The organism is Prochlorococcus marinus str. MIT 0912, from assembly GCF_027359595.1.
GTDB lineage: Bacteria > Cyanobacteriota > Cyanobacteriia > PCC-6307 > Cyanobiaceae > Prochlorococcus_B > Prochlorococcus_B marinus_C.
Genome location: NZ_CP114783.1, coordinates 227,455 through 240,761, shown reverse-complemented (window position 1 = coordinate 240,761; position 13,307 = coordinate 227,455). Strand labels below are relative to the sequence as shown.

Genomic DNA, 13,307 nt, shown 5'->3' with positions numbered 1-13,307 from the left:
AGCGCTGTAGCTTTACTTAAAGAATTATCTACGCTTAAATGGAGTAAATGGTACTCCCACTTAATAAATATGGTTTAAGGTGAAATTTATTCTACAAAATTCAACTATAAGGAATATTGATATATTCAGGTTTAAAAAAAGTTAAGAATAACAAATTGAATCAAAAAAATATTAAAATGTTTAAAAGTGAATTCAACTTACCGTGGAAGGATTTGACCCAGCGATAAATTATGGTCCAAATGATGCAGGAATATCAGCAATAACAATAATTTTAGGAATTGTTGGTTTTATTGCTATTTCATGGCTATTTGGAAAAATATATGAACAAGCTGCAAACTTGTTTGAAACTAATAAAAAAGATGAATCATAGATAAAAAAATATTAATAAATGATATCTATAAAATAAAAATATTTGAAAGAATCTTATTTCTGAATAATTTAATAATTCTATATAGTTGTGAATTATTGCGAATTAAAACAACAAACCCATATTAGATGTATTATTTTGAGAGTTATTTATTAATGGTTACTTATGTTAGCTTCATTGATGGTTCATGATTGGGCGACGCCATTAAATCTATCAGCTCCTATCGCTGGAATACTTACTATAGGTGGCTTTATGGGCTACTACAGTTTATCTAGGAAATTTTAAAAGTTATACCGAAGAGTAAAGAAAACATATTTATAACCTATAAATGAATAAGTTAAGCTGGATAGAATTTGATGAATGCGTAAATTCAATATATCAGCAATGCAAAAACAAAAAGTATCAAGGGGTTTATGGATTCCCTAGGGGAGGTTTATGTCTAGCAGTTGCATTAAGTCATTCACTTGGACTGCCTTTATTAGACGAGCCTAAAAATAATTCACTCATAGTTGATGATATTTATGATACTGGATATACACTTGAGAAAATAAAACACATAAAAGGTTCAGAGACTCATGTATGGATTAGCAAAAAAAAACCTACCTGGTGGAATTCCTATAAATATATCAAAGGTAACGAATGGATTATATTTCCTTGGGAGAGTATAAATGCAGCTAATAAAGATAGAGATTTATATTATAAATCAAGATTATGATCAATTTTACCACATTAAATCTTTAGATTTATCTAATCTAAATGATAAATTAATTGGTCTAAAACTCATCAATTGATCTAATTTTATAGCAAATTTATAGGTATCACCTTTCAGTCCAATCTGAATATAACGATTATTTTTCTTTATTTTGTTCCTAAAATTTAATATGCCAAGATATTTTTTCCAAAGGATTTTATTATTATAATTAGATGCCCATAGATCAAAGATATCCTCGATGATGTAAATGGGAATCTCGGAAGAATAACCTATGTTATTATTATCTAATTTATATTTATCCAATTTCGTATCACAAGAGAGGATATCTAATGTTGTATTAATTGCTTCCCTTACTTCAATTGCCCCCTCAAGACCAAATAATTCTTTTCTGTAGCATTCAAGCAATTTACTATCAAGAGAATTAAAAACATTGTCCTCATCTGTAAAGTTAACAACCCAAAAACCAATGCCCTCACTTACACCTGATGCCAAATATAGATTAACAGCATTATTCATTAATTAAATCTACAGAAGCTAGACAATAAATAGGACTTAAAAATTCTCAATTTAATAAAAAGATATCTAACTATAAAATAATAATCTTTATGTACTTAAATTGAAAAAATTAATTTTGTTGTAAAAATAAAATATCTTCTCATATATATGGAAAAAGTAGTCTCAAGTAAATCCATTGGTTACAGAAAAAGTCTAGGCCCTGGAATCCTTTTAGCTGCAGCATGCATAGGTGGATCGCACCTAATGTCATCGACTACAGCTGGGGCAAAATTTGGATTTTCACTTATTGGTCTTATTTTATTAACAAATCTAGTAAAATATCCTTTTTTACTTGTAGGGACTAGATTTACCGCTGTCACAGGACTATCACTTTTAGAGGGATTTCAAAAGCGTAATAAATTTTATTTACCTATATATTTAATTGTTGGATTAATTACTGGAACCTTTACTATTTCTGCCGTTAGCTTTGTTACTGGTCTCCTTTTAAAAAATATAGTAATTTTTTCATCATTTCCTGCTCTAGATTTAGCTATAGGTATATTAATAGTTTGTTCATTAATATTATTTATAGGCCAATATAAAGCCCTAGATAGGATATCTAAAATTCTTGTATTTTTGCTTACAGTATTAACTTTTTTTGCTGTTATATCTTTATTAATTAAAGGCCCTGCTGGAGATATCAATATTTCATTCTTTAATAGCAGTCCCTCTCCATGGACTCTCTCAAACCTAGGTTTTCTAATTCCTCTTATGGGTTGGATGCCTGGTCCAGTGGAGCTTTGTATATGGCCATCGCTATGGATGTTCTCCAGAGCAAAAGAAACAAAGCATACCGCAACTTTGAAAGAAGCAGAATTTGATTTCAATCTTGGATATTTCATCACAGTTATTACTGCAATTTTCTTTCTAATTCTTGGTGCATACACGATGTACGGGACTGGCGATGAAATGCTTACAGGATCTGGAGTTAGTTTTGCTCAGAATTTAATCCGCTTGTATACACAATCCATTGGTGGATGGGCAAAGTGGATCATTGTTCCTTCGGCTTTTGCAGCAATGTTTAGCACCACGCTTACATGTCTAGATGCATATCCCAGGAGCATCTCATCAGCTCATGGCTTAATAACTCGCACAGACAAGGGAAATAGCTCTACTTTGACTGAAAAGAAACGTCTCAAAAAATGGATCATATTTCATGTTTTTGCATCACTTTTTGCACTTCTAATTGCCAAATCGGGAGGAATTGGAGTTAAGGACTATGTCTTTGGCGCTATGACCGGTAGTTTCCTGACAGCTCCTTTGTTTGCTTGGATGGCTATGGATACAATGAATAGCTCATTAGTACAAAGTCAATTTCGTTACGGAATTGCCCTAAAAATACTTTGCTGGTTTGGGATTTCATTCCTCTCAATCTTTAGTTTATTATTCATATTCAATTCATTCTTTGGTATCGGGCAATAAACCCAAAATTTATAAGTATCGTTTTAAATAAATAAGAGTTAATGAAATCAATTAAATAATCAACTTGAGGCAGAAGTGTAATGTTTAAGAGCAAATTTCCAGAAGAATCTACTAAAAATAAAAAATAAACTACTTAATATCAGACCAGAAAATAAAATATTAAATTTTAGTTCTCCAAGAATTGCCTCAGCTGGAAAAGTTGTTAAAAATGCTACAGGTAAAACCAATGTAAATATAAATCTCATAATAACAGGATAAGCTGAAATAGGATATCTACCTGCAGCCAATAAAGCCCTAAGAACTTCTGTAGCATTCCATGTTTTAACGAACCAAATACTAGATGCAGCAATCAAGAACCAAACGGAATAAAGGATTACAAAACCAATCAATAAGGAAATAATGAATACAAATAATGAGTAAGGTGAAAGAGTTGAACCTGATTGAATTGCCGCCCAAAAAACAATAGAAAGTCCTAAAATAATTTCAGGCAATCCTGCAAAAGAAAATTTTTTAACTGATAACCAAAATTGACTATCAATTGGTTTTAATAAAACATAATCAAGAGTACCCTCTCTAACGTAATTAACGATTTCGGTCAAATTTGGTCGCAAGAGAGCATTCGTTAAACCGTCTAGAAATGTATAAACTCCTTGAATTACTAAAGCCGATTCCCAAGTCCAATCGCCTAATTGCCTTCCTCCAGTAAAAAAAAGGGATAATATAAATACACTTCCCAAAAGAGTCCCTAACATCGCTAACAATTCAATTAAAAAATTTAATTGATATTCAAGTTGAGAAGCAAAAGCTGTAGACCAAAATAATCTGATGGTTTTAAAATATCTATGCATATTAGGCTCCCATAGCTGTATATCTTTTTACACCAAGTTTCCAAAGAATATTTACAGCAGGTATGAGAATTGAAATCCACAAAATCTGGGCTAAAAAGCCATTAAAGATATCTACTGGCATGCCTGATAAAATTTTTGCTGGAAAGTTAATTAGATAAGGAAATGGAGTTAACATTGCAACCTTTAGAATGTTAGAAGGAAAAGCTGATAACGGTACTAATAAACCAGATAGAAAAAGATAAGGAACAAATATTAATCTTTCTAGAGCACTAGATTTTTCGGTCCAAAAACATAGTGCAGCAACTAAACTTTGAAGAAGGAAAGCGATAGTAAAAGCAAAGTGAGTTGATAAGTACGCCAGAAATAATTGAGGGAGTGAGGGAAGCCAAAAAGATGATGGATTTAATATAAAAAAAGTAATAGCTATAGCTATTGCGAAAGGAAGTCTTGTTGCCTGCTCTGCTAAGTGAGAAGCTACATATCTAAATAGAGGGTGCAAAGGCTGTAGTAAATATGGTGATAATCGACCAGAAAGAGAATCTTCCTCAAACGAGAAGACAACCCAAACAACTGAAAATTGCCTAACTAGAAAAGCACTTAAAAAATATCTTGCCAACCCAATATCATTTAGACCAAATGAATTACCAACATCATTTTGACTCCAAAGAGAGAACATAATAAATGGAAGTACTCCAGATAGAGCCCACAAAGCTATTTCGATGCGATATTCCAACATGTATGCATATTGTGTTGTAAGTAAGGTCTTAATAACCTTGAAAGACAATCCAAATATTCTCAATTGACTTCTCCCTTTATAAATAATTCTCCAATTAATTGATCAATAGGAGGATCACTAATCTCTAAATCGATAATATCAAAATCAGTTAATAAATTACTTACTACATGTGTCAATTTATCCCTTGAAACTAACAAACATACAAAACGATCATTTAAATCTTGAATCTCACCATATTTTTCAAATTGTTCACTTGCACATGGCTTTTTAAGTTCTACTTTTACCTCTCTTGATGGTGATAATGAATTAGCTAGTGAATCAAGGTCACCATCATAAAAAAGCTTTCCTTTATGAATACAAATAACTCTTGGACATAATGCTGTTATGTCAGCCATGTAATGACTAGTTAGTAAAATTGTTGCACCAGTTCTTTTGTTGTATTCGAATAAAAAACTACGAACTCTAGCTTGCGCATTTACATCAAGACCAAGAGTAGGTTCATCTAGAAAAAGGACAGATGGTTTGTGCAATAAGGCTGCAAGAATTTCTGATTTCATTCTTTGTCCTAACGACAACTTCCTTACCGGTCTTGTAAGTTCTTCTCCTAGTTCAAGCATTTCTGCTAATTCATTAATTCTTACTTTTGCTTCGTGGTCAGACAAACCATATACAGCTGCGTTTACATACAAAGAGTCCATGGGAGGAAGGTCCCAAATCAACTGCTGCTTTTGCCCCATAACCAAAGTTATCTCCTTTAGAAAACCCGTTTGCCTTCTTTGAGGAGAAAAGCCACCAACATCAACTAAACCTGTCGATGGATGAATAAGACCACACATCATTTTTAATAATGTGGTCTTACCAGCTCCATTAGCCCCAAGAAATCCGACTACTTCACCAGGTGAGATTTTAAAACAAATATCAGTTACGGCAGGGACGTCATAAGTCTTTCGATCAAAAAAATGCTTAAGAGTACCCTTAAACCCAGGCTGTTTGTTTGCAACTCGATAATACTTACTCAGCTGATCTACAACGATCAAGTCACTAGGATTATTGTGCAATTAATTGTTAAATGCTTCAACATTAAGATAAAACATTTTTGACTAAAAAGCAGATAAGATCAAATTAAAGAAAAATCTATTGGTTGTTAAAACTAAATGGAAGAACAAAAATATGTAATAGCGATAGCTCTTGCAGAGCAAAATAATAAAAGATTAATGCCTCTCGGAGGAAAAACATTTTCTGCAGTTGATACTTTAAGTCAATCGTCTAAAAAAGAAGTCGAAAAGATAATACTTGATTTATTACTAAGGTTATTTCAAAGAAGTACTGAAGGTAGTCTTAAAATATCAAACGATGAAACTGGATTATTACTAGCAGAAATTAGTTTTGAAAGTATGCATAATAATATTCCGGTAATTAAATCAAATTGGATTAATAGTGGAGATACAGATATTTTAATAGAACAATTAAAATCAATATGTTCAAATCTTTGGAGTATTCAATTTAAAAAACATGAAGGAATATTATTTAACAACCTAAAAAATAAAGATTAGCCAGAAATTTTCATTTGAGTTTTTTCGGCTTTACGTATAATTTTCCGAGCCTCATCACGAGAAAGACAAGACTCGGCTTTGCTTTGTAACTTTATTAATTTTGCATGCTGCTTTTCTAGCTTCATAACTTAATCTAAATAATTTATTGACTTATTTTTAAGTTAGCATATAGATATCAATTTGTAAATAAATGAGTTACATAAATCTAATATTAGCAGTAATTCTAGCCTTCTTTTTTTGATCCTGAGATGTATCTATGAAGAACAGAAACATCTAATTCACCCATACCAGACTGCATTAATCGTTGCTCAATCTCTTTTACTTTAGAAGCTATGGGTAAATCAATATTTATAGAGTTAGCTAGATCAATGGCAATAGATAAATCCTTATGATGCAACTCTAATTTAAATCCCAATGGATGTTTATCAATCAACATTGCTTTTGATCTATTTTCTAATGGCCATGAATTAGCTGCTCCAACTTTTAAGGCAGAAACAACATCTTCCATAGGTAACTCAAGAAGTTTTCCTAATTCAATTGCTTCAGCGACTGCTGCATATGTTCCTGCAACCAATATCTGATTAAGAGCTTTGACTTGTTGCCCCTTACCAACACCATTAAAGTAATTAATTGATTTACCTAGAACTTTGAATATTTCTTCAAAAGATAAACACTCTTTTTTGCTTGCACCTATAAACAAAGAAAGTGAACCTTTATTAGCTCCCTCTGTCCCCCCAGAGACAGGACAGTCAACATATAAAATATTTTTCTTACCTAATTCCTTATGAATAGTAATTGATTTAGTAGGACTTATTGTAGAGAAATCAATTACAAAAGAGTTAGGCTTTAGTGAGTCTGCTACGCCGTTATCACCAAATAGAACAGATTCAACAGCATCATCATCAGTAACGCAAATCAAAAGGCCATCGCAGTCAGTAACAGCTTCTATAGGATCAAAAAAATATTTTCTTTTATAGTCCTTATTTAGTTTATTTCTCTGATATAAATTCAATTCAAAGCCATTATTAATGAGACGCTCAGACATTGGCTTCCCAATTGCTCCCAGACCAAAAAAAGCTAATTTCATCAAAATCAGATTTTCATTCAAAACGTACCAAGAGTAATAAGTACAACAAAGGTTTGAACTATTACTATAAAAAATTAATATGCAGCCAAAAGAAGAAAATATGATGCGATAATTAATTCATTGATTACTTAAGAAATTGACTAATTTTACAGATTCCAAGAATGCTACTCATCATTGGTATCCATTCTTGAAGTATCAAGAGGAATGTGAAGCTGCTGGCAAGGAAGCTAGTGTTAATGATTGGATGAGAGCATCAGGGCAACTACAAAACAGAATTGATTTTGAAGAAGCAAAGAAAGCAGCTGAAGCTGAGGCTCTTAAAGCAAAGACTGAGGCATCCAAAAAAGAGGCTTAAATAATTAATTATCAATCAAGAAAAAATTTATATAAATAACCCTTTTAAATAATTAGAAAGATTAATTAAACATAATAAGAAAATCTTGTGAAGATCTATCAAACTATTTGCGTCTATGTAATTCCTTTTACTAAAGTTATCTAATCAAGGTCCTAGGAAATATGATGCCTAAGATCAAGTCATTTCTGATTCTTAAATAATGTCGGAGACCAAAACCCTAAATGTTCTTCTTGCCCCAGAAGGCCAATTACAGGGTAATGGACAATTAAGAGAATCCTTTCATGAAAGAAGGAGTCGCAAAGGTGAAGAGTATCCTATGTGGTTCCTAAATTCTTCATTAGTTAACAAATTCAATATCACTGAACAAGAAGGTTTCGAAGCAGTAGTTGCGGAAGATTCAACAACTATTGCTTGGTTAAAACTTCGATTTGGTGGAGAAAGGTTAACTAAAACATTAGATATTGAAGAGCTTTGGCAATATGCAAGTCAGCCCCCTGATCCGCCTGAAAGAAGAGATATAACACCGCCGAGCTAGATATTCAATGAAACAAATTCACCAAATAACTATTCATCATAAACAGGAGGGAAAAACATACACATTTGATGTTCCTGAAGGTGAGTATATATTGAGAAATTTTGAATCAAAAGATGAAAATGGACAAATTATCGGAGACACATTGCCGTTTTCTTGCAGGAATGGATGTTGTTCAGAGTGCGCAGTTAAGATAATTTCAGGAAAAATGGATCAAAAAGCATGTATTGGTCTATCCAAAGAGATGAGGGATAAGGGATACGGGTTGTTATGTGTTTCAAAAGCCATTGGACCATTGGAATGCGAAACTCAAGGTGAGGACGAAGTCTATAATGCTCAATTTGGAAAGTATTTCAAAGGATTGGACACACAAGCTGGCAATCCTTTTGATATTTAATTTATCTAAATAGTCTTATTTATCTGTCCAAAAATTTAAAATATCCTGGCCTGTAAAATTCACATTTTTATCATATCGCAATGCGTTTGTCTTCTCCATAGGGAGTGCAAATTGCTTAAATATCAAAGTAGCAAATTTCACAAATTTAACTGGTTTTGTTAAACCTTTAGCACCTACAAAGGCTCTGAAAGATTCGATAATTTTGTTTCTCAAATCCCAAAACTTATTGTCCTCAAGATTAAAAACCCAAGGGAAGGCATTTTTAGATGTGTGGTTAGTTCTTTTTATGACTTCCTCATCAAATTCCTTTGGATCAATACCAAGTAATTCATAAAACTCACCTCTTTCGCAAACAGTCAATGTGTGAGTAAGGAAAACACTCCACAAGAAGAAACGACTTAATAACTTACCTCTAAATCCTTTAGTAATACCTGGCCAACATCTCATCATGACTGTAAAACAATCACCATGTCTGTTCTCGTCTTGACACCATGGTTCAAAGAAATCAAAAAGAGGAGCAAAAGCCTGATCTGGATTAGCCTTAAGGTGCCTATCCATCAAGATGTATCTCCAATAGCCAATTTTTTCTGAGAGATAAACAGAATATATAACCCAACTAATGGGGAACCAAGTCGCCGCTCTTTTTCCGCCTAAATGAGGAAGATCAACTTCAATACCCTCTGCAACTAATGCTCTGCTAAGAAAGCCTGCATGCCTAGCTTCGTCTCTGGCTAAAAACTGAAATAGTTTGCCAAGATCCCTATTTCCCTCTTTCTTTAAACGATTGGAAATCTCCTTGAAGAGAAGGAATCCAGAAAACTCTGATATAACTGATCTAACTAAATAACTCTCGTAAGTCTCTTTAGCCTTCTGAGGTAATTCTTGTAATCTATCTAGACTTGCCTTTCTATCAAAATGAGTACAGTTATAATCCGCTTTCATTTCTGAGAGCATTGCTTCAAACTCTTCACGAGCGTCAGTTAATTCTGTCTTAGCAGCTTTTTTGAATTCGGTTACATAGAAACGAGGTGTTAAAAGGTTTTCATCTAAATGTGGCGGCAACTCATTAGTTCCGCGTGTATCAACTCTTAGTTTTGGGGAAGAAGAAGCTGTTGCGGTCATTCCAATTATCAAGCAAGAACATAATTGTATGTCTTAATTTGAAAAAAAGGTGAATTTATAATCAGGTAGTAATAGAGCTTTGCTTAAAAAAGAAAAAAAGGAGCTGAAAAAAATGTATATAAAATTAATATTTAACAATCTATATAAATCAAAATTACAAACTAAATAACATTTACAAAAGAGATTTAAAGAAATTAAGTTAACTATTTAACATAAAAATGTTTAGGAATGAATATCTTGCAAAGCTGAAACTGATAGAATTTGATTCTGCAATGCTTCAATCCCTTTTACAGCAGCACTAGCCCCCTTTAAAGTTGTTAAAGTTGGGACACAGTAGTCAAGAGCTGCTTTTCTAAGATATTTATCATCAAAAATTGCTTGACGCCCAATCGGAGTATTTATTACCAACTGAACCTTTCCTGATCGAATCATATCCTCAATATTTGGTCTGCCTTCGTGAACTTTCAGAACCCTTTCTACCTTTAAGTCAAATTTCTCGAGATACTTAGAAGTGCCAGATGTTGCCAAAACTGAAAAACCTAGTTCAATCAATTTTTTTGCTACTGGAATCAATGCAGGTTTATCTCGATCATGAGTAGATAAGAAAACAAAACCGGATGTAGGTAATCCCTCGCCGGCTGCAAGTTCTGATTTGGCGTAAGCCATTCCAAAAGTATTTGCAGATCCCATCACCTCGCCGGTTGAACGCATTTCCGGGCCTAAAACGCTGTCTGAGCCAGGAAAACGTCTAAAAGGCATAACAGCCTCTTTTATTGCTTGAAGTGGCGGGATTGGTTCTTGAGTTAATCCAATATCTTTTAGTTTTTTACTTAAAAGTAATTGAGTGGCAATTTTTGCAAGAGGAATTCCAGTAGCTTTAGAAACAAAAGGAACTGTTCTTGAAGCTCTTGGATTTGCCTCAATAATGTAAACAATCTCATTACCCTCATCATCTCTTTTGACAGCGAATTGAAGATTAATTAGACCGACCACATCGAGTTCAGTAGCTAAAGATTTTGTCCAATGCTTAATTGTTTTAATTGATTCGGAAGATAGGGTTATGGAAGGAAGGCAACAGGCTGAATCGCCAGAATGAATGCCCGCAGGCTCAATATGTTCCATTAGTCCACCAATTACAACATTTTTACTTACATCACATAAAGCATCAACATCTACTTCAATTGCATTTTCTAAATATTGATCAATAAGAATTGGATGATCTGGCTCAACGTTTACAGCTTCCTTTATATATCTTTCCAATTCGTCTTGCTCATAGACAATTTCCATAGCTCTTCCACCGAGAACATATGAAGGTCTAACAACCAATGGATAGCCAACTTTATTAGCAACAGCCAATGATTCATCAAAAGTTCTAGCAAGACCATTTTTGGGTTGCCTAATGTCTAATCTCCTCAAAACCTTGTCAAATTGCTCTCTATCTTCTGCTAAATCAATTGAGAAAGGTGATGTACCTAAAACTTTAGTTCGTAACTTTGAGTTTTCCGGTTTCTTTAACCAATTGACTATTGGCAAAGAAAGTTTTAGAGGAGTTTGTCCTCCAAATTGAACGACGATTCCATAAGGTTCTTCAAATTCAATAACATTTAAAACATCTTCTAGAGTTAAAGGTTCAAAATAGAGTATGTCACTTGTGTCATAATCAGTAGAAACCGTTTCAGGATTACTATTTATCATAATTGTTGTAAAATCTTCCTCTTGAGCTTGATAAGAAGCATGACAGCAACAATAATCAAATTCGATACCTTGACCAATACGATTTGGACCTCCGCCAAGAATTAAAATTTTATTTTTTTTATCATTTTTAATTTCATTTAAATTAATATTTTTAATTATATTTCCATCGTTATCAATCATGTATGCTGGTCTTTCATAAGTAGAATAATGATATGGTGTATTCGAAGAAAATTCAGAAGCACATGTGTCTACTGTTTTAAAAACAGGTAATATCTTAAGTGAAGTTCTTTTAGATCTAATTGTTAATTCATCAGTATTTAAAGCAAAGGCAATCTGACGATCAGAGAATCCAAGTTGCTTTATTTTGAATAAAAAATTAGGATCTAATTGATTGATATCTTCATGCTTAAGTAATTGATCCTCTGCATTCACTATATTCCTAAGCTTTGATAAGAACCAAGGGTCGATATTAGAAAAAGAAAAAATTTCATTATCACTACGTCCATTCTTCATTGCCAATCGAACATGCATTATTCGATCTGGTGAAGGTGTCCTTAATAGTCTTTCTAATTCAATAGAAGATACATTCTGATCAACTCGATCACATCCCCAACCACTTAGACCTGTTTCTAAAGATCTTATCGCTTTTTGAAAAGATTCTTCAAAAGATCTACCTATTGCCATAGCCTCACCAACTGACTTCATAGAAGTAGTAAGAATTGAAGAACTTCCAGAGAATTTTTCAAATGCAAAACGAGGTATTTTAGTAACGACATAATCAATTGAGGGCTCAAAACATGCGGGAGTCTTACCGGTTATATCGTTAATAATTTCATCTAATCTATAACCAACGGCCAAAAGAGCAGCAATTTTGGCAATAGGAAAACCTGTGGCTTTACTTGCTAAGGCTGATGATCTGCTAACACGAGGATTCATCTCAATTACGATTATCTCACCATTAATTGGATTAATTGCAAATTGGATATTACTTCCACCAGTTGCTACTCCTATTTCTCTAATAATAGAAATTGAATAATCTCTTAAACGTTGATATTCTCGATCAGTTAGAGTTTGAGCTGGAGCCACTGTAATAGAATCTCCAGTGTGAACACCCATAGGATCAACATTTTCAATACTGCATATAATTACGACATTGTCTGATAAGTCTCTCATAACTTCCAACTCAAATTCTTTCCAACCTAAAAGAGATTTTTCTATAAGTATTTGAGAAACAGGACTCGCATCTAAACCTGTTTTACATAATTCTAAAAATTCATCCTCGTTATAAGCAATTCCTCCTCCGCTTCCACCTAATGTGAATGCAGGGCGAATAATTTTGGGGAATGAAGAAATTTCATTGCCAACTATTTCAGCTTCTTGAAGATTCGAAGCTATGCCAGAAGGACATACTTCTACTCCTATATTAGCCATAGCTATTTTGAATAAATTTCTATCCTCAGCTTTTTTAATTGCATTAAGATCCGCACCTATTAATTCAATATTGTATTTTTCTAAAATCCCAGATTCTGCTAATTCGACTGAAATATTTAAAGCAGTTTGACCACCCATAGTAGGCAAAAGAGCATCAGGTCTTTCTATTTCTATGATTTGTTCAACAACTGAAGCAGTAAGTGGTTCAACGTAGGTCCTGTTTGCCGTTTCAGGATCAGTCATTATTGAAGCTGGATTAGAGTTAACTAAAATGACTTCAAAGCCTTCGCTCCGTAGCGCTTTACATGCCTGAGTACCGGAATAGTCGAATTCACAGGCCTGTCCAATAACAATTGGTCCAGACCCTAGTATCAAAATCCGACGTATATCTTTACGCCGTGGCATTTGAATTTCTTGTAAACTTCATTTATGTCACGCATTCTAGGCATCTGTTATTCATCTACTGTCTAGATCGCCAAACTACTACTAAAGTTT

General features: G+C 33.3%; 14 protein-coding genes. 7 read left to right on the top strand and 7 right to left on the bottom strand.

The features are described from left to right. The first annotated feature begins 202 nt into the window (after positions 1-202). Positions 203-370, top strand: a complete 168-nt coding sequence (locus O5640_RS01255) for a hypothetical protein (RefSeq protein WP_269612760.1) — start codon at positions 203-205, stop codon at positions 368-370. A 325-nt stretch (positions 371-695) separates the two neighbouring features. Then, a complete protein-coding gene (locus O5640_RS01250; RefSeq protein WP_269612759.1) occupies positions 696-1,082 on the top strand; it encodes a phosphoribosyltransferase in 387 nt (128 codons plus the stop codon). Positions 1,083-1,088: 6 nt separating this feature from the next. Here the strand turns inward: O5640_RS01250 and O5640_RS01245 are convergent, their stop codons facing one another. Further along, entirely contained in the window at positions 1,089-1,595 is a 507-nt protein-coding gene (locus O5640_RS01245; RefSeq protein WP_269612758.1) for a josephin, read from the bottom strand. 147 nt (positions 1,596-1,742) lie between these two features. On the opposite strand from O5640_RS01245, the gene O5640_RS01240 reads away from it, so the two are divergent. Next, on the top strand, positions 1,743-3,056 hold the full coding sequence (locus O5640_RS01240) for an NRAMP family divalent metal transporter (protein ID WP_269612757.1): 1,314 nt from the start codon (positions 1,743-1,745) through the stop codon (positions 3,054-3,056). Positions 3,057-3,115: 59 nt separating this feature from the next. Here the strand turns inward: O5640_RS01240 and O5640_RS01235 are convergent, their stop codons facing one another. The 3 genes from O5640_RS01235 to O5640_RS01225 are packed head-to-tail and all read right to left on the bottom strand — an operon-like array spanning position 3,116 to position 5,698. After that, on the bottom strand, positions 3,116-3,904 hold the full coding sequence (locus O5640_RS01235; RefSeq protein ID WP_269612756.1) for an ABC transporter permease: 789 nt from the start codon (positions 3,902-3,904) through the stop codon (positions 3,116-3,118). Position 3,905: 1 nt separating this feature from the next. Continuing rightward, entirely contained in the window at positions 3,906-4,703 is a 798-nt protein-coding gene (locus O5640_RS01230) for an ABC transporter permease (RefSeq protein WP_269612755.1), read from the bottom strand. Continuing rightward, positions 4,700-5,698, bottom strand: a complete 999-nt coding sequence (locus O5640_RS01225; RefSeq protein WP_269612754.1) for an ABC transporter ATP-binding protein — start codon at positions 5,696-5,698, stop codon at positions 4,700-4,702. The genes O5640_RS01230 and O5640_RS01225 overlap by 4 nt, the downstream gene beginning before the upstream one ends. Positions 5,699-5,794: 96 nt before the next feature. Here O5640_RS01225 and O5640_RS01220 point away from each other — a divergent pair, with 96 nt between their 5' ends. Next, complete coding sequence (locus O5640_RS01220) at positions 5,795-6,193, top strand: hypothetical protein (protein WP_269612752.1); 399 nt, start codon at positions 5,795-5,797, stop codon at positions 6,191-6,193. Between the two features lie 223 nt (positions 6,194-6,416). Here O5640_RS01220 and O5640_RS01215 read toward each other — a convergent pair whose 3' ends face one another. Continuing rightward, the gene (locus tag O5640_RS01215) at positions 6,417-7,280 is read right to left on the bottom strand and encodes an NAD(P)-dependent oxidoreductase (protein WP_269612751.1); all 864 of its coding nucleotides are present in this window, start codon (positions 7,278-7,280) and stop codon (positions 6,417-6,419) included. A 136-nt stretch (positions 7,281-7,416) separates the two neighbouring features. On the opposite strand from O5640_RS01215, the gene O5640_RS01210 reads away from it, so the two are divergent. The 3 genes from O5640_RS01210 (at position 7,417) to O5640_RS01200 (ending at position 8,564) form a co-directional block, all read left to right on the top strand. Beyond that, positions 7,417-7,635 (top strand): hypothetical protein, encoded by a 219-nt coding sequence (locus O5640_RS01210; protein ID WP_269612750.1) that lies wholly within the window; start codon positions 7,417-7,419, stop codon positions 7,633-7,635. Positions 7,636-7,834: 199 nt separating this feature from the next. Continuing rightward, positions 7,835-8,170 carry a hypothetical protein gene (locus tag O5640_RS01205; RefSeq protein ID WP_269612749.1) on the top strand — a complete coding sequence of 112 codons (336 nt, stop codon included), beginning with the start codon at positions 7,835-7,837 and terminating at the stop codon, positions 8,168-8,170. A gap of 7 nt (positions 8,171-8,177) precedes the next feature. After that, positions 8,178-8,564: a 2Fe-2S iron-sulfur cluster-binding protein gene (locus O5640_RS01200; protein ID WP_269612748.1), complete on the top strand. Its 387-nt coding sequence runs from the start codon at positions 8,178-8,180 to the stop codon at positions 8,562-8,564. A 15-nt stretch (positions 8,565-8,579) separates the two neighbouring features. Here O5640_RS01200 and acsF read toward each other — a convergent pair whose 3' ends face one another. Then, positions 8,580-9,686 carry a magnesium-protoporphyrin IX monomethyl ester (oxidative) cyclase gene (acsF, locus tag O5640_RS01195; RefSeq protein ID WP_269612747.1) on the bottom strand — a complete coding sequence of 369 codons (1,107 nt, stop codon included), beginning with the start codon at positions 9,684-9,686 and terminating at the stop codon, positions 8,580-8,582. Positions 9,687-9,908: 222 nt separating this feature from the next. Next, positions 9,909-13,217 carry a carbamoyl-phosphate synthase large subunit gene (carB, locus tag O5640_RS01190; RefSeq protein WP_269612746.1) on the bottom strand — a complete coding sequence of 1,103 codons (3,309 nt, stop codon included), beginning with the start codon at positions 13,215-13,217 and terminating at the stop codon, positions 9,909-9,911. Between the last annotated feature and the right edge of the window lie 90 nt (positions 13,218-13,307).